Source organism: Variovorax sp. SRS16 (assembly GCF_901827165.1).
Taxonomy (GTDB): Bacteria; Pseudomonadota; Gammaproteobacteria; order Burkholderiales; family Burkholderiaceae_C; genus Variovorax.
Genome location: NZ_LR594666.1, coordinates 1,120,807 through 1,142,012, shown reverse-complemented (window position 1 = coordinate 1,142,012; position 21,206 = coordinate 1,120,807). Strand labels below are relative to the sequence as shown.

Genomic DNA, 21,206 nt, shown 5'->3' with positions numbered 1-21,206 from the left:
GATCTGGGGCGGCGCGCCGGCGTGCCGCGCCGGTCGTCCTGATGTCCCGCACGATACGGATCCGCGCCGCGGCCGGTGTCGAAGTCGGGCCGTTCAATGCCGCGAAACGGACAGCCTCTCCCGCGGACCGGCGAACTGGCCATTTCCCGATATGAATCGGCGCAGACGCCGCAGTGCGCGCCGCACCCCTTGCCTAGACTGGATTGCGACAGCGTCGAAAAAACTTCCGGAGACACAAGGACCATGGACACGCCTCTTCCCCTCTCGCGCCGCAAGCTGCTCACGCTGGCGGCCGCTTCCGTCGCCCTGCCCGCGCGCGCGCAGGCCAGCTCGGAGATCCTGATCGGCCAGACCATGCCGTACAGCGGTCCCGCCTCGTCGTACGGCGTCATCGGCCGAGCCGAGGCGGCCTACTTCGAGAAGGTGAATACCGAGGGCGGCATCGCCGGGCACAAGCTGCGATTCCTGTCGCAGGACGACGGCTACAGCCCGCCGAAGACGGTCGAGCAGACACGCCGGCTGGTGGAGCAGGAGAAGGTGGCGATGATCTTCGGCACCTTCGGCACGCCGACCAATGCGGTGATCCGCAAGTACCTCAACGCCGCGAAGGTGCCGCACCTGTTTCCCACCGGCGGCGCCGACCAGTGGGACGATCCCAAGGGCGCGCCATGGACCTTCGGCTGGCAGCCGAACTACAACACCGAGATGCGCATCTATGCGGAGTTCGTGCTCGCGGAACGGCCGCAGGGAAAGATCGGCATCCTCTACCAGAACGACGACGTCGGCCGCGACAACCTGCGCGGTCTGCGCCAGGGCCTGGGCGCGGCGGCGGACCGGATGATCGTCAAGCAAGTGAGCTACGAGAGCACCGACGCCACGGTGGATTCGCAGGTGATCAGCCTGCGCGAATCCGGCGCGGATGTGTTCTTCAATGCCGCGGCCGGCAAGTTCGCCGCGCAGGCCATCCGCAGGGCGTCCGATCTCGGCTGGAAGCCGCTGCAGATCGTGAGCAACTATTCGAGCTCGGTGGCCGCGGTGCTGGCGCCGGCCGGGCTCGACAAATCGAAGGGCATCGTCTCGACACAGTTCCAGAAGGACCCGAACGATCCGCGCTGGCGCAAGGATGCGGGCTACCTCGAATGGCTGGCCTGGATGGACAAGTACTACCCGCAGGGCGACAAGACCGACATCTTCAACGTCTACGGCTACCTCTCGGCCCAGACCCTGGTCGAGGTGCTCAAGCTGTGCGGCAAGGATTTCAGCCGCGAGAACGTGCGCCATGCGGCCGAGTCGCTGCAGCGCGTCGAACTTCCGATGCTGATGCCGGGCATCACGCTCAGCACGAGCCCGACCCGCCACGTGCCGATCCGCCAGCTCTACCTGATCCGCTTCGATGGCGCTTCGTGGCAGGCCTTCGGCGACGCCAAGGGCGGCGCCGCGTGAACGGCGAGGCGCAGCAAGCCGGGCCATTGACCGGGGTGCGGGTGATCGAACTCGCAGCCCAGGGGCCGGTCCCCTTCTGCGCCATGATGCTGGCCGACATGGGCGCCCGGGTGCTGCGGATCGGGCGCCCCGGCGAGGACGCCGGCACGCCCTCGGCGATCGGCCTGGCGCCGCGTGACGACATCCTGCTGCGCCACCGCGAGCACCTGGCCGTGGACCTCAAGGATCCCGACGGCATTGCGCTCGTGCGGCAGTTGACCGCCAATGCGGACGTGCTGATCGAGGGCTTTCGTCCCGGCGTCGCGGAACGCCTCGGCCTGGGTCCGGACGTCCTGCTGGCCTCGCGCCCTTCGCTGGTCTACGCACGGCTGACCGGCTGGGGCCAGACGGGACCGAATGCGCGGCTCGCGGGACACGACATCAACTTTCTCGCCGCGACGGGCGCACTGGCGGCACTCGGGCGCCCGGGCACGCCGCCTGCGCCGCCCTTGAACCTCGTGGCCGATTTCGGCGGCGGCGGCATGTTCGGCGCGCTCGGCATCGTGGCGGCGCTGTACGAGGCGCGCCACTCCGGCCAGGGACAGGTCGTCGATGCCGCCATGGTGGACGGCGTGGGCTGTCTCATGTCGACCGTGCAGAGCCTGAGGACGGCGGGCATGTGGTCGAACGATCGCGGCGCCAATGCGCTCGATGGCGGCGCGCCCTGGTACGACTGCTACGAGACCTCGGACGGACGCTACATCGCGCTCGGCTGCGTCGAGCCGCAGTTCTTCCAGGGGATGACCGCGCTGCTGGAACTCGATCCGGTCTACGCACGCCGGCAGTTCGACCGCCAGGCATGGCCGTCGATGCGGCGTGCGATCGCCGAGCGGATCCGGGCGCAGCCATGGCAGGCGTGGGTCACGCGCCTGGCCGACACCGACCTGTGCATCACGCCGGTCTGGCGTGGCGATGAAGCGGCACGGCTGCCGGCGCTGCGCGCACGCGGCAGCCACGTCGACGTGAACGGGCAATGCCAGCCGGCACCGGCGCCGCGCTTCTCGCGCACACCGGGCCGCCCGAGGACACCGGCACCGCCGATATCCTCAACGGCGTGAATCGCCGCTACGATGCGCCTCGCGCCGCACTTTCCCGGCGCGGACGATCCATGCCCCTCCATCCCCGAGCCTTCCATGCCTTGCTGCGCTGCCTGGGCATCGTTCTGGCCTGCCTGCTGTCGGCCTGCGCCGGCCTGCCGCCGCACGCGAGCGCGCCGGCCGTCACCGCCATCCCTGCATCGCCCGCGACCGAGCTGGGACGGCTCACCGTGCCCTATGCGAACCCGCCCGACGGCCGCTCCGCCGCGCGCGTGATGCCGCAGGCCGCCTTCGCGCTGGACGCACGCCTCGCGCTGATCCGCCATGCCCAGACCTCGCTCGATCTGCAGTACTACCTGCTGGGCAATGACAAGACCGGCAAGCTGATCCTGCGCGAACTGCGCGATGCGGCCCAGCGCGGCGTGCGCGTGCGGCTGCTGCTCGACGACTTCTACACCGTCAAGCTCGACCCGATGCTGCTGGGCCTGAGCGCCTATCCGAACGTGGAGGTGCGCCTGTTCAATCCCTTCGTGTCCGGGCGCGATCACGCGGCCACGCGCTGGATGGGCTTCTTCGCCGACTTCCACCGGCTCAACCACCGGATGCACAACAAGCTGTTCGTGGTCGACGGCGCGCTGGCCATCGCGGGCGGGCGCAACCTCGCCGACGAGTATTTCCTGCGCAGCCGCGACGCGAATTTCATCGACCTGGACATGCTGCTGGCCGGCCCGGTGGTGAACGAGCTCGAAGGCATCTTCGACACCTACTGGAACAGCGAAGTGGTCTATCCGCTGCACGCCGTCGTGCAGCCGACCGAATCGCCCGAAGCCCTGCGCACCCGCTTCGATGCGCTGACGTCTCCCGCGGTGGCGCCGCCGCCCGATCCGACGCCGGAAACGGATGTCTTCGGCGAGCCGCCGCTCAGCGCCGTGCTCGCGAGCGGCAAGCTGACGCTGATCCGTGCCCGCGCCGACGCGGTGGCCGATGCACCGACCAAGGCACTCGGGCTCGACGCGCAGGAGGCCGGCGGCCGGCAGCGTCCGCCCACGCTGGCCGAACGCATGCTCGGCCTGTTCGACCTCGCCAAGTCCGACATCACGATCGTCTCGCCCTACTTCATTCCGGGCGACGCCGGCATGGAGCACATCCGGCGCCTGCGCGCGCGTGGCGTGCAGATCTCGGTCGGCACCAATTCGCTGGCCGATACCGACGAGCCGCTGGTCAACATCAACTACAACAACTACCGCGTCGCGATGCTCAAGGAGGGCGTCACGCTGTACGAGGTCAGTTCCACGCAGATCCGTCGCAGCCGGAGCCTGCGCCGGGTGTTCGGCCAATCGCGCGGCCGCCTGCATGCCAAGCTGGCGATGATCGACCGCGAATGGATCCTGGTCGGCTCGCTCAACTTCGACCCGCGCTCGGCCTACATCAACACCGAGGTCGGCGTGCGCATCCAGAGCTTCGAGGTGGCGCACCAGGTCATCGACGCCATGCAGATCGACAACGTCGACAGCGTCTACAAGGTCCAATTGAAGCCCGGCACCGACCAGGTCCAGTGGGTCAGCACGGACGGCGACAATGCGGTCCTCGACGACGAACCCGACGCCAACCTGTTCGTGCGGCTCAAGCTGCTGATGTTCTCGTGGTTCGTGCCGACCGACCTGCTCTGATTTCACTCCACACCTTCGCATGACCACGCCTGCCCCAGCGCTTCCGCCCTTTCACCTCGCCTTCCCGGTCCGCGACATCGCCGAGGCACGACGCTTCTATGGCGAACTGCTGGGCTGTCCGGAAGGCCGCAGCGCCCCCGAGTGGGTCGACTTCAATTTCTACGGCCACCAGATCGTCGCGCACCTGGCGCCCGGCGAATGCGGCCACAAGGCCACCAGCGCGGTCGACGACCATCAGGTGCCGGTGCGGCACTTCGGCGCCATCCTGTCGCTCGCGCAATGGCACGAGATGGCCGACAAGCTGCGCGCCGCAGGCACGCAGTTCGTCATCGAGCCCTACGTCCGGTTCCAGGGCGAAGTGGGCGAACAGGCCACGATGTTCTTCCTCGATCCTTCAGGCAACGCGCTCGAGTTCAAGGCCTTCGCCGACATGGCGTCGCTGTTCGCGAAATAGGCCGCGGGCTTCGTCAACCCAGCTGCGCCTGCAGCGCGGCGAGCACACGGTAGCAGGGCAGAACACTGGCGACGCCGGCGTTCGGTTCGCGGCCTTCCCGAATGGCGGCGAAGAACTCGCGGTCCTGCAATTCGATGCCGTTCATCGACACGTCGACGCGCGAGACGTCGATCGGCGTCTCCTTGCCGTCGAACAGGTCGTCGTAGCGCGCGAGGTAAGTTCCGCTGTCGCCGATGTAGCGGAAGAAGCTGCCCAGCGGGCCGTCGTTGTTGAAGGAGAGGCTGAGCGTGCACAGCGCGCCGCTGCTGCTCTTGAGCTGGATCGACATGTCCATCGCGATGCCCAGCACCGGATGCACCGGCCCCTGCAGCGCATGGGCCGCGACGATCTCGCCGCCGGCCTGCCACGCGAACAGGTCCACCGTGTGGGCCGCGTGGTGCCACAGCAGGTGGTCGGTCCAGCTGCGCGGCTGGCCCAGCGCATTGATGTTGCTGCGGCGAAAGAAGTAGGTCTGCACGTCCATCTGCTGCAGCGCGAACTCGCCCGCCGCGATCCGCCGGTGCACCCACTGGTGGCTGGGGTTGAAGCGGCGCGTGTGGCCGCACATCGCCACCAGGCCGGTGCGCCGCTGAAGGGCCGCGACCGCCTCGGCATCGGCCAGGCTGTCGGCCAGCGGAATTTCGACCTGCACATGCTTGCCGGCCGCAAGGCAGGCCTGCGCCTGGGCCGCATGCATCGGTGTCGGCGTGCAGAGGATCACGGCATCGATCTCCTTCAGCGCGAGGCTGTCGGCCAGCTCGGTGGTTGCATGTGCGATGCCGTGGCGTTGTGCGACTTCGCGCGTCTTCCCGAGCTCGCGGCCGACCAGCGACACCACCTCGACGCCGTCGATCACGCGGATCGCATCGAGGTGCTTGAGGCCGAAGGCGCCCGCGCCGGCCAGCGTCACCCTCAGCGTTTTCATGGGCCCTGGCGCACGGGACGGGGACGGCGCGGAACGCCGAGGCCGCACTCGAGGTCGCGGTCCCATTGCGCAAGGCTTGCCGCCGCGCGGTAGGTCGTTTCGAGAAAGCGCAGCAAGGCGGCATCGGGATCGGCCGCGCTGCGAACCACGTCGTACGGCAGCAGCCACTCGCCCATCGCCGGCGCCCAGACCGCACCGGCCGGCTCGACCACCGCGCGATCGAAGCCCTCCGGCGTCGGATACGCATACGAATAGAAGGCCGCGCTGGGGGACGCATCGTTGCCGGGCCAGAAGCCCGCGCTGCTCACTTCGTGCGAATAGGCTTCACGGGTGACGGCATCCGGCAGGCCCGCGATGCCGCCCGGATGCAGCGGCGCGGCGCGGCCGGAAAAGCGCGTGACGGCCAGGTCGAAGCTGCCCCAGAACAGATGCACCGGGCTCGACTTGCCGAGGAAGGCGGTGCGGAACAGGCGAAAGACGCGGTCCACCTGCACGAGCGCACGCCAGAACGCCTGCACCGCCTGGGCGTCGTAGGCGGCATGCACCTCGTCGTCGGTGAAACGGATGGGCGCTGGCACTTCGTTGGGCAGGCCATCGATCGCGACGCGAACGCCGACCGCATCGAGCTCGGCCATGACGCGGCGATGGAAGGCGGCGACCGACATCGGTTCGAGCGCAAAGCCGCGGTCCGGCCCCTCGGAGCTGCGCACGACCAGCCGCTGCGCGAGCAGGTCGAAGTCGATCTCGATCAGGCCCGCGCCCGTATGGATCGGCGAGGTGCCGAAGCCGTGCGCATTGACGTACAGCGGCACATGCCAGCCGTGGTTGAGCCAGGGCGTGAGCGCGAGGCGCACCTTGCCGACGATCTGCGTCCAGAGCTGGAAGGTGAGCGCGGTGTCGCGCCATGCCGCGTAGTCCAGCATCGGCCAGCGGGCGGCGTTGTCGTGGGTGCTTTGCATCGCGGCATTCTCCATGCAGTCAGGGGCGTGGACGTAGCCCGCCGGGCGCCATTGTCCGATCTCATCGGACGCATCCGGAAAAGCGCCACACTAAACTGCCTCATGCCGACCGCACCATCCTCCGATTCATCCATCCCCACGTCCGCCGCACACCCGCTGGACAACGTCATCTGGAGCGCGCTCACGCACCGCCATCAGGCCGCGCTCGCGCTCGGCGACGGCGCGGCACGGCGCTATCCGGCGGAGTTCGCACCCTTCGGCGCGATGGCCGATGCATCGGCCGCCGGTTTCCATGCGTTGGCCGGGCTGCTGACGCCGGGCGAGCAGGTGGCGCTGGTCACTGCCGGCGACGTGACGCCCACGGCCGAATTCGAAATCCTCCTGCAGAAACCCATCGTGCAGATGGTGCAGTCGAAGCCTTCCGGCGATCAGGCCGCAGACCCTCGGATGGCGCCGCTCGGGCCGGACGATGCGACGGACATGCGAGCGCTGGCCGAGCTGACGAAGCCGGGCCCGTTCAGCAGCCGCACGCAGGAACTCGGCGCGTTTCTCGGCGTGCGAGAGAACGGCCGCCTTGTCGCCATGGCGGGCGAGCGCATGCATCTCGACGGGTACGCGGAAGTCAGCGCGGTATGCACGCATCCGGATGTTCGCGGACGGGGCCTGGCGCGCTCGCTGGTGAGGGCCGTGTCCGCGCGCATCGCTGCGCGCGGCGAGATCCCCTTCCTGCATGCCTTCGAAGACAACGACTCGGCGATCGCGCTCTATGCCAGCCTGGGCTTCGATCTGCGAGCGACCCTGCGGCTGACCGTGCTGCGCCACCAACCCGCCGCCGGGTGATTCCGCGGCGCCTACCGGGCGCCCGCTCTCTTCGCGACCGTGACCGTGCGCACATGCAGCGCTCGACCGGCCCCCAGCCCACTGATCAACATCGCCGCGCCGACCCCCACGAACAGGAAGCCCGACGCATCGAAGCTGCCGGTCCAGCCGCGCAAGAGGCCCACCAGCATCGGTCCGCAGGCGGCGATCAGATAGCCCACGCCCTGCGCCATGCCGGAGAGCTGCGCGGCGACATGCGGATCGGGCGAGCGCAGCACGATCAGCGTGAGCGCCAGCGCGAACGAAGCGCCCTGGGCGATACCGAGCAGCACCGCCCAGCCCCAGACGCCGGACAACGGCGCGAAGAGGCAGCCCAGCATCGCCGCGACCGTGAACACGGCGACGGCGGCCGCCATGCCGGACTGGTTGCGGCACCGGACCGCGATCGACGGCGCCACGAGGCAGGTGACCACCTGGACGATGACCGAGAGCGACACCACGTAGCCGGCCGCGTCGCCGGCCAGTCCGCGTTCGCGCAGGATCGGCGCGAGCCAACCCATGACGATATAGGCGAGCGAGGACTGCAACCCCATGAACAAGGTCACCTGCCAGGCCAGCCGATCGCGCCACAGCCCGCGCACCGCATAGCCCGATTCGCTGGCCATCGGGCGCAGCGGCAGCGCCTGCGGCGCCCACAGCAGCGTGATGACCGCCGCCGGCACCGCCCACAACGCCAGCGCATGCGTCCAGCCGCCGCCCAGCGCGTGCGACAGCGGCACCGTGAGGCCGGCGGCGCTGGCGGCACCGCCGCACACCGCCATCGTGTACAGGCCCATCATGAGCGCTTCGTGGCGCGCGAAGTCGCGCTTGACCAGGCCCGAGAGCAGCACGTTGCTGACCGCAATGCCCGTGCCCGCGATCGCCGATGCGAGGAACAGCAGCGGGATGCTGCCGGCGCCGCGCAGCAGCGTGCCGACCAGGATCAGCACCATGCAGCCCAGCAGCGTGCGCTCCGTCCCGACACGGCGTCCGAGCCAGGGCGCGAGCGGCGCGAACAGGCCCAGGCAGATCACCGGCAGCGTCGTGAGAAAACTGGCCGCCGTCGGCGACAGCCCGGTCGCCGCCATGATCTCGGGCAGCATGACCGACAGGCTGGAAAACACCGGCCGCAGGTTGAACGCGATCAGCACGACGCTCAGGCCCAGCAGCAACTGGCGGCTTCGGCTCTCGGCGGGCGTCGGGCGGGGCGGCGGAAGGTTGTCGGCTTCGACGTCGATCAGCAGGTCGGCGGCAGGGAGCGTGGCGAATGGGGTGGGGTTCATGGGGTGGCAGACGCGAACGCCTTGGAGATGTGCGCCATGAAATCGCGGACCGTGGCGGCAGCCCGTTCCGGGTCGCGGCTGGCAATGGCTTCGACGATGGCCTGGTGCGCAGCCTCGTCGGGTTCGGGCAGTTCGATGGCCGCGGTGGCGGCGATGGTTTCGCGGATGTAGCCCGTGACGAAGCGGCAGGTCTCCACCAGGGCCAGATTGCCGGACATGTCGACGATGGCGAGGTGAAAAGCCAGATCGCGATCGACGAAGCCGGCCGCGCCGCCGGCATCCTCGGCCCGGCCGCGCCGCTCGAGCAGGGTTCGAAGCTGCTGCAGGTCGCCGGCGGTATGGCGCAGCGCCGCGAGACGCGCCGCTTCGGCCTCGAGCGCACAACGCAGCTCGAACTGGTCGCGCAGGCTGGCGCGGCGCAGCTTCTGCAGGCTGGTCGACGCGTCCACATCCGAGCGCACATAGGTGCCCGATCCCTGGCGCACTTCGAGCAGCCCGCCCGACACCAGCGTCTTGACCGCTTCGCGCACCGTGCCGCGGCTCACGCCCAGCATCTGCGCGAGATGGGGTTCGATGGGAATGCGGGTGCCGACGGCCCAGCGCCCGTTGGCGATCTCGGCGCGAATGCCGTCGGCGGCGGCGTTGGAAAGCGAAGCGCGGGGAGCGTGCTGGAGCATGGATGTGGAGCGGCCCGATTCAATCATCGAATCATTGGATGATTTTAGAACCCATCCAATGCCGGACGGTCCGCAGGGTCTCATCGCCCGCATCGCGCGCATTCCGCCGAGCTTGAAAAGCGCCAAAACACCCTTATGATTAGCACTCGCTGAAGCAGAGTGCTAACAAGCACCTTCGCCCAGTCGACGGAAGCCGGCGGTGACGCCAGCACCCAAACCCAACCAGTTTCTTATCCAGGAGATGCAATGAAACTTCGTCCTTTGGCCGATCGCGTGATCGTCAAGCGTGTTGACAGTGAAACCAAGACCGCCTCGGGCATCGTGATCCCCGACGCCGCCGCCGAGAAGCCCGATCAGGGCGAGGTGCTGGCCGTCGGTCCCGGCAAGAAGAACGACAAGGGCGAACTCGGCGCGATGAGCGTCAAGGTCGGCGACCGTGTCCTGTTCGGCAAGTACAGCGGCCAGACCGTCAAGGTCGACGGCGACGAACTGCTGGTCATGAAGGAAGAAGACCTCTTCGCGGTCGTCGAGAAGTAACTCGCTTCCACCCGCTCACTCAATCTCAACTGAATTCTTCGGAGAAATCTCATGGCAGCAAAAGACGTAGTCTTCGGCGGTGAAGCCCGCGCGCGCATGGTCGAGGGTGTCAACATCCTCGCCAACGCAGTCAAAGTGACCCTGGGCCCCAAGGGCCGCAACGTGGTGCTCGAACGTTCGTTCGGTGCCCCGACCGTGACCAAGGACGGCGTGTCCGTGGCCAAGGAAATCGAACTCAAGGACAAGCTGCAGAACATGGGCGCCCAGCTCGTGAAGGAAGTGGCTTCCAAGACTTCGGACAACGCCGGTGACGGCACCACCACCGCGACCGTGCTGGCCCAGGCCATCGTTCGCGAAGGCTTCAAGCTGGTCGCCGCCGGCATGAACCCGATGGACCTGAAGCGCGGCATCGACAAGGCGGTCACCGCCCTGGTCGAGCAGCTCAAGAAGGCATCCAAGGCCACCACGACCTCGAAGGAAATCGCGCAAGTCGGCTCGATCTCGGCCAACAGCGACGAAACCATCGGCAAGCTCATCGCCGACGCGATGGACAAGGTCGGCAAGGAAGGCGTGATCACCGTCGAAGACGGCAAGTCGCTCGAGAGCGAACTCGACGTCGTCGAAGGCATGCAGTTCGACCGCGGCTACCTGTCGCCCTACTTCATCAACAACCCCGAGAAGCAATCGGCGCTGCTCGAGAACCCGTTCGTGCTGCTGTTCGACAAGAAGATCAGCAACATCCGCGACCTGCTGCCGACGCTGGAACAAGTCGCCAAGGCCGGCCGTCCGCTGCTGATCGTTGCCGAAGAAGTCGAAGGCGAAGCCCTTGCTACTTTGGTCGTGAACACGATCCGCGGCATCCTGAAGGTCGTGGCCGTCAAGGCACCGGGCTTCGGCGACCGTCGCAAGGCCATGCTGGAAGACATCGCCATCCTGACGGGCGGCAAGGTCATCGCTGAAGAAGTGGGCCTGACGCTCGAGAAGGTGACGCTGGCCGATCTGGGCCAGGCCAAGCGCATCGAAGTGGGCAAGGAAAACACCATCATCATCGACGGCGCCGGCGCCGCTGGCGACATCGAAGCCCGCGTCAAGCAAGTGCGCGTGCAGATCGAGGAAGCCACCAGCGACTACGACCGCGAAAAGCTGCAAGAGCGCGTGGCCAAGCTGGCCGGCGGTGTGGCCGTGATCAAGGTCGGCGCTGCCACCGAAGTCGAAATGAAGGAAAAGAAGGCCCGCGTCGAAGACGCCCTGCACGCCACCCGCGCTGCAGTGGAAGAAGGCGTGGTCGCCGGCGGCGGCGTGGCGCTGCTGCGTGCCAAGCAAGCCGTGGGCGACAAGCTCAAGGGCGACAACGCTGACCAGGACGCCGGCATCAAGCTGGTGCTCAAGGCCATCGAAGCGCCGCTGCGCGAGATCGTCAACAACGCCGGCGGCGAAGCCAGCGTGGTGGTCAATGCCGTCTACGCCGGCAAGGGCAACTACGGCTTCAATGCCCAGAACGACACCTACGGCGACATGCTCGAGCTCGGCATCCTGGACCCGACCAAGGTGACCCGCACCGCGCTGCAGAACGCTGCCTCGGTCTCGTCGCTGCTGCTGACGACCGAAGCCATGGTCGCCGATGCGCCGAAGGACGAAGCCGGTGCCGGTGGCGGCGGCATGCCCGACATGGGCGGCATGGGTGGCATGGGCGGGATGGGCATGTAATTGCTCGCCCCCAGGCTGCGGCGCACTTCGTGTCGCCTACGCCTTCCCCCTACCGGGGGCGGTGCCTGCCGACCGGCTTAGCCGGATCGGCGGCACCTCACGAACAGAAAAGGTCGCCTTGGCGGCCTTTTTCTTTTTGGAGATCGGGTCGCTTCGGCGGCTTTTTTATTGCAGCTCGAAGGAGAAGACGGCGCCTTTGTCGGCGCGTTGCAGCAGGTGGATGTGGCTGCCGTGGAGTTGCAGGATCTTCTGCACGATGACGAGGCCGAGACCGCCGCTGCGCTCGGCGGTCGATGAAAAGACCGGCCGCGTGAAAAGGCCGGTGCGCAGTTCGCCGGGAATGCCGGGGCCGGTGTCGCTGATCTCGACGCCGACGCCGCCCTTGTCCTGGCGCAGCGCGACCACGATCTCACCGCCCGCGGGCGTGTGGCGGATCGCGTTGTCGAGCAGATTGGTCAGCACGCGCTCGATCATGCCGAGGTCGGCAGTGACGACGGGCAGGCCCGAAGGGATGTCGGCGACCAGCCGCTGCTGCCTGGCTTCGGCCGCCAGTTCGAATTTCTGGAACACGTCCTGCACGAGATCGGCCAGCGCGAAGCTTTCCTTCTCGGGCTTGACCACGCCGTACTCGAGGCGCGCGAGTTCGAACAGCTCCTGCGCGAGCCGCCCGACCTTGCGGCTCTGGCCCAGCGCGATTTCGAGATAGCGGCGCCGCTCGTCGGGGGCGAGCGAATCGGCCTTGAGCAGCAAGGTCTCGAGATAGCCGTGCAGCGAAGTGAGCGGCGTGCGCAGGTCGTGCGAGATGTTGGCGAACAGTTCCCTGCGCTGCTGGTCCTGCGTGCGGAGCTCGCGCCATTGCTCGGCGATGCGCCGCGTCATCTGCGCGAAGGCCTGGCCCAGCGTGGCGATCTCGTCGCCGCCGCGGCTCGCCTGCGCGAGCACCGGCTCGGCGCCTTCGAGCGCGGCCACGCCTTCGCTCTCGAAGCGCTGCACCACGGCGGTCAGCGCACGCAAGGGCCGCGTGATCAGATGGAAGGCCGCCAACCCCGCCAGCAAGCCCAGCAGCGCGACCAGCGCGATCGACCAGAGCGTGGCGCGCAGCACGCTGCCGGCCGCGACGTTCGCGACCACGGCGTCGCGGTCCTCGCCGGACAGCACCACGTACACATAGCCCGCATCGTGCCCGTCGACCTGGAGCGGCGCCGCGCTGAAGACCTTGCGCACGCCGTCTCCGCGCGGATCGTCGCCCACGATCGGCAGCGGCGCGCCTTCCAGCAGGCGCCGTATCGGCGCCACGTCGACGCGCTCGCGCTTGAGATGGCCGGGCGGCGCGGCCTGCGCCACGATGCGGCCATCGGGCGCCAGCAGGTACACCTCGACGCTGGGGTTCACCGCCATCAGCTTGTCGAACAGGTCGCGCACCGCGGCCTCGTTGAGCCCGCCGCGCTGCATGAGCTCCGAATTGCCGGCGATATGGGCCGCGAGGCCGCTGGACAGGCGCTGCGTCACCTCCTGTTCGTGCCGGCCGCTGGCCGCCATCTGCAGCCAGGCCGATGCGCCGCAGCAAGCCAGCAACAGCACCGCGAACACCACGGACAGGCGTTGCGACAACGAAGCCGGGCGCAGCTTCATGGGCTCGCCTCGCTGCCCGCCGGCGCGGCCAGCTTGTAGCCGCGTCCCCACACCGTGAGGATGCGGCGCGGCTCGGCCGGATCGGTCTCGACCTTGAGCCGCAGCCGGTTGATGTGCGTGTTCACCGTGTGCTCGTAGCCGTCATGCTGGTAGCCCCAGACCTGGTTGAGCAGATCGAGCCGCGAGAACACCTTGCCGGGATGGCGCGCGAAGAAGTAGAGCAGGTCGAATTCGCGCGGCGTGAGCTCGACGGGCTTGCCCTCGACCTGCACCTCCCGCGCGACCGGGTCGATGCAGAGCGCGTCGAGGTCGAGCCGGCCCGACTCCATGCGCGCGTTGCGCGCCATCGCCTCGGTGCGGCGCAGCAAGGCCCGCACGCGCGCCACCAACTCCAGCACCGAGAAGGGCTTGGCCAGGTAGTCGTCGGCGCCCAGTTCCAGGCCCAGGATGCGGTGCACTTCGCTGGAGCGCGCACTGGTGATGATGATCGGCGTGTAGCGCGTCATTGCGCGCGCGCGGCGGCAGATCTCGAGGCCGTCGATGCCGGGCAGCATCAGGTCGAGGATCAGCGCATCCCAGTTGCCGCGCTCGAGTTCGCGCAGGCCCGCATGCCCGTCGGCCGCATGCTCGACGGCGTAGCCCTCGTCGCGCAGGTGCATGCGCAGCAGCTCCGCGATGTGGGCATCGTCCTCGACGATCAGAACGCGTTTGACGGGATCCATGGCACGGATTGTCCCGCGATATCGCCGGCGCAGTTATCACGATTAATTGAACTCTTCGTGATGAAACGGCCACCGGATGCGCCCAACAATGCGCCCCATGACACGCAGCGACACCCCATCTGACCTCACGCCGATCCATCCGGCCTGGATGCGAATCGCCCATTGGCTCAACGCCCTGGCGGTGCTGGTGCTGGTCACCAGCGGCTGGCGCATCTACGACGCCTCGCCTTTCTTTCCGTTCGAGATCCCGGCCTCGATCACGCTCGGCGGCTGGCTCGGGGGGGCCCTGCAATGGCATTTCGCGGCGATGTGGCTGCTGGTTGCGAACGGCGTTGTCTACCTGGTTCTGAACATCGTGAGCGGGCGACTCTGGCGCAAGTTCTTTCCACTGTCGATCGCCGGCATCTGGCACGACGCGATGGCGGCGTTGAAGGGCCAGCTCTCGCATGCCGACCCGCGCCGCTACAACAGCGTCCAGCGTGTCGCCTACCTGTTCGTGATGCTGGACATCACGCTGCTGGTGCTTTCGGGCCTGGTGCTGTGGAAGTCGGTGCAGTTTCCGCTCTTGCGCGAACTGCTGGGCGGCTACGACTTCGCGCGCCGCATCCACTTCGTGGCGATGGCGGCGCTGGTCGGCTTCGTGGCCGTGCACCTCGTCATGGTGGCGCTGGTGCCGCGCACCCTGCTCGCGATGCTGAGCGGCCGCGCCGGGAGGACCACCGCATGAAGCTCTTCAAGCGTCCCGCGCTCACCGGCGTGGACAGCGAGGCCGCACTGGCCGAAGCGCGCAAGCTGATCGCGCGCCGCGTCGACCAGCCGGCCCGCCGCGCCTTCCTGCAACGCTCGCTGACGATGGGCGGCCTGTCGTTGCTGAGCGGCTGCAGCATCACCGACAACGAGACAGTCGACGCGGCGCTCACGCGCATCTCGCGCCTCAACGACACGGTGCAGGGCTGGATCTTCGATCCGAACCGGCTGGCACCGACCTACCCCGACTCGATGATCACGCGCCCCTTTCCGTTCAATGCCTACTACGGCGAGGACGAGGTCCGCGTGATCGAGGAAGCAGGCTACAAGCTCGAAGTCACGGGCATGGTCGCCGACAAGCGCAGCTGGACCCTGGCCGAATTGCGCGCGATGCCGCAGGAAGACCAGGTCACGCGGCATATCTGCGTCGAAGGCTGGAGCGCGATCGGCAAATGGGGCGGCGTGCGCTTCGCCGATTTCCTGCGCCGCATCGGCGCCGACACGAGCGCGAAGTACGTCGGCTTCAAGTGCGCGGACGACTACTACACCAGCATCGACATGCCCACGGCGCTGCACCCGCAGACGCTGCTCACGCTGACCTATGACAGCCAGCCGCTGCCGCCGAAGTACGGCTTTCCGATGAAGCTGCGCATGCCGACCAAGCTGGGCTACAAGAACCCGAAGCACATCAAGGCGATCTTCGTCACCAACACCTACCCTGGCGGCTATTGGGAAGACCAGGGCTACAACTGGTTCGGCGGCAGTTGAGTCGATTCGACTCGGCGCTGTTGACGCTCGCGGCCGTGTTCTCCCGAACGGGCCATTTGAAATCAAGACTCTTTGAGGACACTGAAATGAACAAGCTCACCGCAACCCTGCTGGCCACCTGCATGGCCATCGGCTCCGTCTCGGCCTTCGCCGCGGACGAAATGAAGAAGGACGACGGCATGGCCAAGGATTCCATGAGCAAGGACGGCATGAAGAAGGATTCCATGGCGAAGGACTCGATGTCCAAGAACAGCATGATGAAGAAAGACTCGATGGCCAAGGACTCGATGTCGAAAGACAGCATGTCGAAGGACTCGATGGGCAAGGACGAGATGAAGAAGTAGCCGTCGTCGACGACAGGCTCCGTCGGAGGACTCTCATGATCTATTTCATCCTGTCGTATCTGGCCGGAGCGCTGACGATCGTTGCGCCCTGCATCCTGCCCGTCCTTCCTTTCGTGTTCGCGCGCGTCGGCGAACCCTTCGTCCGCAGCGGGCTGCCGCTGCTGGCGGGCATGGCACTCAGCTTCGCGGGCGTCGGCACGCTCGCCGCCGTCGCCGGGAACTGGGCCGTCGAGGCCAACGGGTACGGCCGCATGGCGGCGATCGCACTGCTGGCGGCCATGGGCGTCGCGCTGATCGCGCCTCGCCTGGCGCAGCGCCTGACGGCGCCGCTGGTGAGTCTTGGTGCGCGGCTTTCCAACACGGCCAGCCGACGCTCGGCATCGACCGGGCATACGGTCCTCCCCTCTCTTTTGCTCGGCGTTGCGACCGGTCTTCTGTGGGCGCCCTGCGCCGGACCGGTGCTGGGACTGATCCTGACCGGCGCCGCACTGGAAGGCCCCGGCGTGCGGACCTCGCTGCTGCTGCTGACCTATGCGGCCGGCGCCGTCACTTCGCTGGCCCTCGCGCTGCTGCTCGGCGGGCGCGTCTTCGCCGCGATGAAGCGCTCGCTGGGCATCGGCGAATGGCTTCGCCGGGGTCTGGGCGTCGCCGTGCTGGCAGGTGTGGCGGCCGTCGCACTCGGCCTCGACACCGGCGCACTCGCACGGCTTTCGGCCGATGGCGGCGGAACGTCGCTCGAAAAGCGCCTGTTCGAGCGCCTGCGCCCGCAGCCAGCCGAGCGCGCGTCGGCCGCAGCGTTCCGGGAATCGCCGGCACCTGGCGGTTTCATGAAGGTGCAGGCGAGCCGGTTCAACACAGCGCTCGCGCCGCTTCCGGTGGAAGGAACGATGCCGCCGCTCGAGGGCGCCATCGAGTGGCTCAACTCGCCGCCGCTCAGCGCCGAGGCGCTGCGTGGCAAGGTGGTGCTGGTCGACTTCTGGACCTTCTCGTGCATCAACTGCCTGAACGCATTGCCGCATGTTCGCGAATGGAATCGCAAATACAAAGACCAGGGGCTCGTCGTGGTCAGCGTGCATGCGCCGGAGTTCGCGTACGAGAAAAACATCAACAATGTGAAGCGCGCGGTCAGCGATCTCGACGTGCAGTTCCCGGTGGCGATCGACAACAACTTCACCATCTGGCGCGCCTTCAACAACAACTACTGGCCGGCACACTATTTCATCGACGCCAAGGGCCGGATCCGTTTTCATCACTTCGGCGAAGGCGAGTACCAGAAGTCGGAGCAAGTCATCCAGCAACTCCTCGAAGAAGCACACAAGGACGCAAAACCCGTATGAACACCCCGCAACACTCCACCATGCAACGCGTCGGCCAGCTGGCCACCCTGGCGCGGCGGCCGATGCTGGCCACGCTCGCGCTGCTCGGCGCGGCGGCGATCTGGCATGCCATCCCTTCCTTCGCCGCAGAACCGGCGGTGGTCATTCCCGCGCCTGTCGAAGACCTGGCGGCAGCGCCCGGCGCGAAGTCGCAGACCGCCGTGATCGCGGGCGGCTGCTTCTGGGGCGTGCAGGGCGTGTTCCAGCACGTCAAGGGCGTGAGCAGCGCTGTGTCGGGCTACGCCGGCGGCGAGGCCGGCACGGCGAAATACGAGATGGTGGGCTCGGGCCGCACCGGCCATGCCGAGTCCGTGCGCATCACCTACGACCCGACGCAGGTCAGCTACGGCCGACTGCTGCAGATCTATTTCTCGGTCGCCCACAACCCGACCGAACTCAACCGGCAGGGTCCGGACAGCGGCACGCAATACCGCTCGACGATCTTCGCGGCCGACGCCGATCAGGCGCGCATCGCCAGGAGCTACATCGCGCAACTCGACAAGGCCCGAGTCTTCGGCCAGCCGATCGCGACCACGGTCGAAACGCTCAAGGGCTTCTATCCGGCCGAGGGCTACCACCAGGATTACCTGGCGCACAACCCCGACCAGCCTTACATCGCGATCAACGATCTGCCGAAGATCGACAACCTGAAGCGCGTGTTCCCGGACCGCTATCGCGCCACGCCGGTGCTGGTGGGCACAGGCGCCTGAGCAACCGTCGCGGTCTGCGCCGCGCGGCCGTCAGACCGGCGTCGGCACCGGCGGCGCGCCGTAGGCGTTCGGTTCGGGCTGGCTCGGCTGCACCATGAAGTAGAGCAGCACCAGGCCGACGAGCGGGATCAGTCCCAGCAGCAACCACCACCCGCTCTTGCCGATGTCGTGCAGCCGGCGCGCGCCGGCCGCCAGCATCGGCAGCAGGAAGGCCAGGATCACCAGCGCATAGACGATGTGATGAATGAAGCCGGACACGATGGCGAGCACCACGTAGGCCAGCACGAACCACCAATATTCGGACCTCGACGCACGGCCTGAAAAGTCGACGTACTTGCTGAAGCAGGTCTGGACGGCCTGTTGAAAGTTCATGAACAACTCCTCTCGATAGTCCCACGGGAAAACCCCGGGGCATCATATCGGGAGGTGTGTCGATTTGTATGACCTTGCGGCCCCCGACGGGGTTGCTCGGAAAACCAGTGCGACTCGTCCTCGGCCTTCGCAAGATCAATTGACACGCAGATTGTTAACAATCACAATGATGGCTATCTCAAAGGAGCCATCATTGACTCAAGAAATCGAAGTCCAGAGCGAGGTCACGGGGACCGTATGGAAAGTCCTGGCGACCCAGGGCCAACGACTTGCCGAGGGCGACACGATCGCCGTACTCGAATCGATGAAGATGGAAATCCCTGTCGAATGCCCGTTCGCCGGCACCATTCGGAAGCTGCTGGTATCCGAAGGACAGGCCGTTGCCGAAGGCGCCGTGCTCGCCGTCATCGAACGCGACTGATGAGCACATCCATCAGACTGGATCGACCATGACGCCCGAAGCCATCGACAAGTCGGAAGAATTCTTCAAGACATGGGAGAGCGCGGTGGCATTCCGTCTCTTCGCGGACTCGGAGCAACTCACGCTGACCGTGCCCGAACAAATCGCGCTGGCCGTCGGCGACCAGATCATTTCCGGGGACCTTCCGCCGGGCTCTCGCATCATCGAGGCCGAGCTGTCTGCCAAGTTCCAGGTGAGTCGCGGCCCCGTGCGCGATGCCATTCGCGTCCTGGAGCGAGAGGGGCTGGTGACCGTTCTGGCGCGCCGCGGTGCGATCGTCACCGAACTGACAGCGGACGAGATCCGGGAAATCTTCGAGATCCGGGCAGGCCTGCTCGAGATCGTGGCGCGCAAGGTCGCGGAGCGCCGCGATCCCGGACTGCTCGAAATGCTCAAGGTCGGTGTCGGCCGACTCGAATACCTGGCCAACAAGCCGGATGACCGCGGCGAGTATGCCGAGACCGGCTACAGGCTCACGATCTTCAGCGTGCGTTCGTGCGGCAACCAGCGTCTGGCCCGGATGCTGGCGGGATTGAGTCTGCAAACCCTTCGCTATTCCAAGCTGGGCCTGGCCAGCCGCGAACGCCGCCTCCAATCGGCCGCCATCTGGCGGCGCGCCGTCAACGCCCTGGCCAGGGGCGATACAGAAAAGTTCGTGCGATTGCAGCGACAACGCGTCGAAGAGTCGGGCGCCGAAGCGGTGAGCATTCTGAGCACCCGCCCGACGGCCGGTCGCCGCGCCGCATCGCCAGCACCGGTGGCCTGAATTCAGCCGGAACCCTGTCGGCTGCCGCAGCACGCCTGTTGCGGCAGGGACCGGCTCGTTTCGTTTTTGTCGGATATGGAAGGATCAAGAAATGACCTGGAGACCTGAAGTCGAGGAAATCCACCGCCGTCGCCGAATGGCCGAGGACTGCGGCGGTACCGCTGCAGTGGAAAAGCACCACGCCGCCGGAAAGCTGACGGTTCGCGAACGCATCGAACGTCTGCTCGACAAGAGGTCGTTCCGCGAAGTGGGCAAGCTGGCCGGGAAAGCAAGCTATGCGGCGGACGGAACGCTCGCCAGTTTCGAGCCGGCTCCCTATGTCATGGGCCTTGGCGCCATCGATGGCCGCCCGGTGGCGGTCGGCGGCGAGGACTACACCATCCGCGCGGGAACCGGCTTCGGCAGCGACCGCCGCAAAGGAGGTCAAGGCGGCTTTGTCGAAGACCTGGCGCACGAGTACCGTATCCCGCTGGTCAACCTGGTCGACGGCACGGGAGGTACCGTGAACACCGTCAAGCGAAAAGGCTACTCGGTATGGCCGGGCTACGGCATGGACGGCTTCGAGCGCTCCGCCTCGCTGCTCGGCGAGGTTCCCGTGGTGAGCGCGATCATGGGATCGGTGGCCGGGGGTCCGGGAGGACGCGCATTGATGGCCCACTGGTCGATCATGGTGCGGGACACCAGCCAGATCTTCGCCGCAGGGCCGCCGGTGGTGGAGCGCGCATTCGGCGTCAAGCTGCACAAGAACGACCTGGGCGGCGCGAAGGTCGCCGTGGACACGGCCGGCACCATCGACAATGCGGCCGCCAACGAGGACGACTGCCTGCGCCAGATCAGGACCTTCCTCTCCTACATGCCGCAGAACGTGTGGGAGCTGCCACCATCGATCGCGCCCACGGACCGGCCCGATCGATGCGAAGAAGCGCTGCTGAGCATCGTGCCGCGGTCCGAGCGGCAGGCCTACAACATGCGCAAGCTGGTCGGCATGGTGGTGGACAAGGACTCGGCGTTCGAGATCCAGCCCACATTCGGCCGCGCGGTCATCACCTCGCTCGCTCGCATGAATGGCCATGTCGTCGGCGTCGTTGCCAACAACCCGATGGTGGGCGGCATCGTGGATGTCAAGACGGCGCGCAAGCAGACGCATTTCATCAGCCTCTGCGATTCCTTCAACATTCCGCTGATCTTCTTCGTCGACGTGCCTGGCCTGCTCATCGGCGTCGACTCCGAGTCCGAAGCCATCATGCGTTTCGGCATTCAGCAGCGCTATGCACTGGCGAAGGCCACGGTTCCCATCTACACCGTGCTGGTGCGCAAGTGCTTCGGGGTCGCGGGCGGCAGCGTGTTCGATCGCGCCGGACTCAACTTCAAGATCGCATGGCCTTCGGCAAGCTGGGGCTCATTGCCCATCGAAGGTGGCGTGAAGGCGGCCTACCGGCGCGAGATCGAGGCCGCACCCGATCCCGCAGCGCGCGAGGCCGAGATCGAGGCCGAATTGCGCGCCTTGTCTTCTCCTTTCCGCACGGCCGAGGCATTCGCGGTGGAGGACTTGATCGACCCGCGGGAAACGCGTCCGTACCTGTGTCAATTCATCGACGCGGCGCAAAGCCGGCTGCGCACCCAGCTCGGACCGAAATTGCGGGCTGGCGTCAGTCCTTGATGCCAGCCTCGGCGCATTGTT

General features: G+C 67.1%; 21 protein-coding genes and 1 pseudogene. 15 read left to right on the top strand and 7 right to left on the bottom strand.

Going from position 1 to position 21,206, the window contains the following annotated elements; all coding sequences use genetic code 11:
- Positions 1-243: 243 nt before the first annotated feature.
- The 4 genes from E5P2_RS05470 to E5P2_RS05455 are packed head-to-tail and all read left to right on the top strand — an operon-like array spanning position 244 to position 4,643.
- Positions 244-1,443, top strand: coding sequence for an ABC transporter substrate-binding protein (locus E5P2_RS05470; protein ID WP_162566143.1), 1,200 nt, complete (start codon positions 244-246; stop codon positions 1,441-1,443).
- Positions 1,440-2,540, top strand: coding sequence for a CaiB/BaiF CoA transferase family protein (locus E5P2_RS05465; RefSeq protein WP_162566142.1), 1,101 nt, complete (start codon positions 1,440-1,442; stop codon positions 2,538-2,540). The genes E5P2_RS05470 and E5P2_RS05465 overlap by 4 nt, the downstream gene beginning before the upstream one ends.
- Positions 2,456-4,189 carry a phospholipase D family protein gene (locus tag E5P2_RS05460; RefSeq protein ID WP_232080588.1) on the top strand — a complete coding sequence of 578 codons (1,734 nt, stop codon included), beginning with the start codon at positions 2,456-2,458 and terminating at the stop codon, positions 4,187-4,189. The genes E5P2_RS05465 and E5P2_RS05460 overlap by 85 nt, the downstream gene beginning before the upstream one ends.
- A 19-nt stretch (positions 4,190-4,208) precedes the next feature.
- Complete coding sequence (locus E5P2_RS05455; protein WP_162566140.1) at positions 4,209-4,643, top strand: VOC family protein; 435 nt, start codon at positions 4,209-4,211, stop codon at positions 4,641-4,643.
- A 13-nt stretch (positions 4,644-4,656) separates the two neighbouring features.
- On the opposite strand, the gene E5P2_RS05450 is transcribed toward E5P2_RS05455, so the two are convergent.
- On the bottom strand, positions 4,657-5,607 hold the full coding sequence (locus tag E5P2_RS05450; RefSeq protein ID WP_162566139.1) for a Gfo/Idh/MocA family oxidoreductase: 951 nt from the start codon (positions 5,605-5,607) through the stop codon (positions 4,657-4,659).
- Positions 5,604-6,566: a DUF5996 family protein gene (locus tag E5P2_RS05445; RefSeq protein WP_162566138.1), complete on the bottom strand. Its 963-nt coding sequence runs from the start codon at positions 6,564-6,566 to the stop codon at positions 5,604-5,606. The genes E5P2_RS05450 and E5P2_RS05445 overlap by 4 nt, the downstream gene beginning before the upstream one ends.
- 102 nt (positions 6,567-6,668) lie before the next feature.
- On the opposite strand from E5P2_RS05445, the gene E5P2_RS05440 reads away from it, so the two are divergent.
- Positions 6,669-7,406, top strand: a complete 738-nt coding sequence (locus E5P2_RS05440) for a GNAT family N-acetyltransferase (RefSeq protein WP_162566137.1) — start codon at positions 6,669-6,671, stop codon at positions 7,404-7,406.
- 11 nt (positions 7,407-7,417) lie between these two features.
- Here the strand turns inward: E5P2_RS05440 and E5P2_RS05435 are convergent, their stop codons facing one another.
- Together E5P2_RS05435 and E5P2_RS05430 are read right to left on the bottom strand one after the other, a co-directional pair.
- Complete coding sequence (locus tag E5P2_RS05435; RefSeq protein WP_162566136.1) at positions 7,418-8,707, bottom strand: CynX/NimT family MFS transporter; 1,290 nt, start codon at positions 8,705-8,707, stop codon at positions 7,418-7,420.
- The gene (locus E5P2_RS05430) at positions 8,704-9,411 is read right to left on the bottom strand and encodes a FadR/GntR family transcriptional regulator (protein ID WP_232080587.1); all 708 of its coding nucleotides are present in this window, start codon (positions 9,409-9,411) and stop codon (positions 8,704-8,706) included. Before E5P2_RS05430 ends, E5P2_RS05435 begins: the two co-directional genes overlap by 4 nt.
- Before the next feature lie 219 nt (positions 9,412-9,630).
- Here E5P2_RS05430 and E5P2_RS05425 point away from each other — a divergent pair, with 219 nt between their 5' ends.
- Together E5P2_RS05425 and groL are read left to right on the top strand one after the other, a co-directional pair.
- Positions 9,631-9,921 (top strand): co-chaperone GroES, encoded by a 291-nt coding sequence (locus tag E5P2_RS05425; RefSeq protein ID WP_162566134.1) that lies wholly within the window; start codon positions 9,631-9,633, stop codon positions 9,919-9,921.
- Between the two features lie 51 nt (positions 9,922-9,972).
- The gene (gene groL, locus E5P2_RS05420) at positions 9,973-11,628 is read left to right on the top strand and encodes a chaperonin GroEL (RefSeq protein WP_162566133.1); all 1,656 of its coding nucleotides are present in this window, start codon (positions 9,973-9,975) and stop codon (positions 11,626-11,628) included.
- Positions 11,629-11,793: 165 nt separating this feature from the next.
- On the opposite strand, the gene E5P2_RS05415 is transcribed toward groL, so the two are convergent.
- Positions 11,794-13,260, bottom strand: coding sequence for a sensor histidine kinase (locus E5P2_RS05415; protein WP_162566132.1), 1,467 nt, complete (start codon positions 13,258-13,260; stop codon positions 11,794-11,796).
- Positions 13,257-13,982 carry a response regulator transcription factor gene (locus E5P2_RS05410; RefSeq protein ID WP_162566131.1) on the bottom strand — a complete coding sequence of 242 codons (726 nt, stop codon included), beginning with the start codon at positions 13,980-13,982 and terminating at the stop codon, positions 13,257-13,259. The genes E5P2_RS05415 and E5P2_RS05410 overlap by 4 nt, the downstream gene beginning before the upstream one ends.
- A 97-nt stretch (positions 13,983-14,079) precedes the next feature.
- Here E5P2_RS05410 and E5P2_RS05405 point away from each other — a divergent pair, with 97 nt between their 5' ends.
- From E5P2_RS05405 to msrA, 5 genes and pseudogenes are all read left to right on the top strand, one after another.
- Positions 14,080-14,709 (top strand): cytochrome b/b6 domain-containing protein, encoded by a 630-nt coding sequence (locus tag E5P2_RS05405; RefSeq protein ID WP_232080586.1) that lies wholly within the window; start codon positions 14,080-14,082, stop codon positions 14,707-14,709.
- Positions 14,706-15,497, top strand: coding sequence for a molybdopterin-binding protein (locus tag E5P2_RS05400; protein ID WP_162566129.1), 792 nt, complete (start codon positions 14,706-14,708; stop codon positions 15,495-15,497). Before E5P2_RS05405 ends, E5P2_RS05400 begins: the two co-directional genes overlap by 4 nt.
- An 86-nt stretch (positions 15,498-15,583) precedes the next feature.
- Positions 15,584-15,841, top strand: a complete 258-nt coding sequence (locus E5P2_RS05395) for a pentapeptide MXKDX repeat protein (RefSeq protein WP_162566128.1) — start codon at positions 15,584-15,586, stop codon at positions 15,839-15,841.
- Between the two features lie 35 nt (positions 15,842-15,876).
- A pseudogene (locus E5P2_RS05390) lies at positions 15,877-17,175 on the top strand (cytochrome c biogenesis protein DipZ); the annotation flags it as partial.
- On the top strand, positions 17,175-17,927 hold the full coding sequence (msrA, locus tag E5P2_RS05385; RefSeq protein ID WP_443083503.1) for a peptide-methionine (S)-S-oxide reductase MsrA: 753 nt from the start codon (positions 17,175-17,177) through the stop codon (positions 17,925-17,927). The pseudogene E5P2_RS05390 and the gene msrA, both read left to right, overlap by 1 nt.
- A 30-nt stretch (positions 17,928-17,957) precedes the next feature.
- On the opposite strand, the gene E5P2_RS05380 is transcribed toward msrA, so the two are convergent.
- Complete coding sequence (locus tag E5P2_RS05380; RefSeq protein WP_162566126.1) at positions 17,958-18,299, bottom strand: DUF805 domain-containing protein; 342 nt, start codon at positions 18,297-18,299, stop codon at positions 17,958-17,960.
- 193 nt (positions 18,300-18,492) lie between these two features.
- Between E5P2_RS05380 and E5P2_RS05375 the strand changes: the two genes are divergently transcribed.
- The 3 genes from E5P2_RS05375 (at position 18,493) to E5P2_RS05365 (ending at position 21,185) form a co-directional block, all read left to right on the top strand.
- Positions 18,493-18,720 (top strand): biotin/lipoyl-binding carrier protein, encoded by a 228-nt coding sequence (locus E5P2_RS05375; RefSeq protein WP_232080585.1) that lies wholly within the window; start codon positions 18,493-18,495, stop codon positions 18,718-18,720.
- A gap of 28 nt (positions 18,721-18,748) precedes the next feature.
- On the top strand, positions 18,749-19,525 hold the full coding sequence (locus E5P2_RS05370) for a GntR family transcriptional regulator (RefSeq protein ID WP_162566125.1): 777 nt from the start codon (positions 18,749-18,751) through the stop codon (positions 19,523-19,525).
- Between the two features lie 91 nt (positions 19,526-19,616).
- A complete protein-coding gene (locus E5P2_RS05365; RefSeq protein WP_162566124.1) occupies positions 19,617-21,185 on the top strand; it encodes an acyl-CoA carboxylase subunit beta in 1,569 nt (522 codons plus the stop codon).
- Positions 21,186-21,206 lie beyond the last annotated feature (21 nt).

Bases quoted from the DNA above. Each gene is read 5' to 3' on its own strand.
- groL (WP_162566133.1), top strand. From the start codon at position 9,973: ATGGCAGCAAAAGACGTAGTCTTCGGCGGTGAAGCCCGCGCGCGCATG.
- E5P2_RS05380 (WP_162566126.1), bottom strand. From the start codon at position 18,299: ATGAACTTTCAACAGGCCGTCCAGACCTGCTTCAGCAAGTACGTCGAC.
- E5P2_RS05455 (WP_162566140.1), top strand. From the start codon at position 4,209: ATGACCACGCCTGCCCCAGCGCTTCCGCCCTTTCACCTCGCCTTCCCG.
- E5P2_RS05370 (WP_162566125.1), top strand. From the start codon at position 18,749: ATGACGCCCGAAGCCATCGACAAGTCGGAAGAATTCTTCAAGACATGG.
- E5P2_RS05460 (WP_232080588.1), top strand. From the start codon at position 2,456: ATGCCAGCCGGCACCGGCGCCGCGCTTCTCGCGCACACCGGGCCGCCC.
- E5P2_RS05400 (WP_162566129.1), top strand. From the start codon at position 14,706: ATGAAGCTCTTCAAGCGTCCCGCGCTCACCGGCGTGGACAGCGAGGCC.
- E5P2_RS05470 (WP_162566143.1), top strand. From the start codon at position 244: ATGGACACGCCTCTTCCCCTCTCGCGCCGCAAGCTGCTCACGCTGGCG.
- E5P2_RS05430 (WP_232080587.1), bottom strand. From the start codon at position 9,411: ATGATTGAATCGGGCCGCTCCACATCCATGCTCCAGCACGCTCCCCGC.
- E5P2_RS05415 (WP_162566132.1), bottom strand. From the start codon at position 13,260: ATGAAGCTGCGCCCGGCTTCGTTGTCGCAACGCCTGTCCGTGGTGTTC.
- E5P2_RS05440 (WP_162566137.1), top strand. From the start codon at position 6,669: ATGCCGACCGCACCATCCTCCGATTCATCCATCCCCACGTCCGCCGCA.
- msrA (WP_443083503.1), top strand. From the start codon at position 17,175: ATGAACACCCCGCAACACTCCACCATGCAACGCGTCGGCCAGCTGGCC.
- E5P2_RS05450 (WP_162566139.1), bottom strand. From the start codon at position 5,607: ATGAAAACGCTGAGGGTGACGCTGGCCGGCGCGGGCGCCTTCGGCCTC.
- E5P2_RS05410 (WP_162566131.1), bottom strand. From the start codon at position 13,982: ATGGATCCCGTCAAACGCGTTCTGATCGTCGAGGACGATGCCCACATC.
- E5P2_RS05395 (WP_162566128.1), top strand. From the start codon at position 15,584: ATGAACAAGCTCACCGCAACCCTGCTGGCCACCTGCATGGCCATCGGC.
- E5P2_RS05435 (WP_162566136.1), bottom strand. From the start codon at position 8,707: ATGAACCCCACCCCATTCGCCACGCTCCCTGCCGCCGACCTGCTGATC.
- E5P2_RS05445 (WP_162566138.1), bottom strand. From the start codon at position 6,566: ATGCAAAGCACCCACGACAACGCCGCCCGCTGGCCGATGCTGGACTAC.
- E5P2_RS05405 (WP_232080586.1), top strand. From the start codon at position 14,080: ATGACACGCAGCGACACCCCATCTGACCTCACGCCGATCCATCCGGCC.
- E5P2_RS05425 (WP_162566134.1), top strand. From the start codon at position 9,631: ATGAAACTTCGTCCTTTGGCCGATCGCGTGATCGTCAAGCGTGTTGAC.
- E5P2_RS05365 (WP_162566124.1), top strand. From the start codon at position 19,617: ATGACCTGGAGACCTGAAGTCGAGGAAATCCACCGCCGTCGCCGAATG.